Here is a 574-nt window from a genome sequence, read left to right as displayed (position 1 = left end):
GTCCACCGCGCGGACGAGGCGGGCGATGCGGTCGGCTTCGTAGGCGAAGCCCCGCTTGCGCAGGATTGCCTCGATGCTTGGGTGGCGCATCGAGGCGATGGCGCAGGCGGATTCGACGATGCGTCCGATGGCTGCGATTTCCGCCTCGATGGCATGCGCCTCGTGATGAACGGAATCGATGTCTTCCTGGGTGTAGTCGCCGAATGCGTTCTCCTCGACGGTCTCGATACGCTCGTCGATGAATTCACGCGCGGCATTGATGAGATTTGCGAATCCGGTCATGTCGCGCTCCGTTCAGATTAGCCGGTAGATGCGCTCGCTGCCAGCTGGCTTCGGCGGCGGCGACCGCTGCTTCCAGCTCCGGGTCGTCGGCCAGCGGCGGCGTGGCAACGCGGGTGGCCCCCGTCGGCGGCAGGACATCTTCCGGCTGCGCCTCGCCCTTGATGATCGCGATGGCTGCTGGGCTCAGGCGCCACTGGCCGCCTTGCTGCTCGATCAACCCCCGCTGCGCGAGGCTGGCGATCATCTTGAGCTTGGCGCCGCACTTGATCTCGAGCAGCGGATCGAACAGGCC

General features: G+C 66.0%; 1 protein-coding gene and 1 pseudogene. Both read right to left on the bottom strand.

Going from position 1 to position 574, the window contains the following annotated elements; all coding sequences use genetic code 11:
• The coding region (locus ACK4TH_RS11820; protein ID WP_409626714.1) for a hypothetical protein at nucleotides 1-282 on the bottom strand (282 nt) is incomplete at its 3' end.
• A pseudogene (locus ACK4TH_RS11815) lies at nucleotides 245-574 on the bottom strand (hypothetical protein); the annotation flags it as partial. The pseudogene ACK4TH_RS11815 and the gene ACK4TH_RS11820, both read right to left, overlap by 38 nt.

Source organism: Tepidimonas sp. (assembly GCF_046292505.1).
Classification (GTDB): Bacteria; Pseudomonadota; Gammaproteobacteria; order Burkholderiales; family Burkholderiaceae_C; genus Tepidimonas.
The sequence above is the reverse complement of the archived record's forward strand: the minus strand, read 5'-3'. Positions and strand labels throughout refer to the sequence as shown.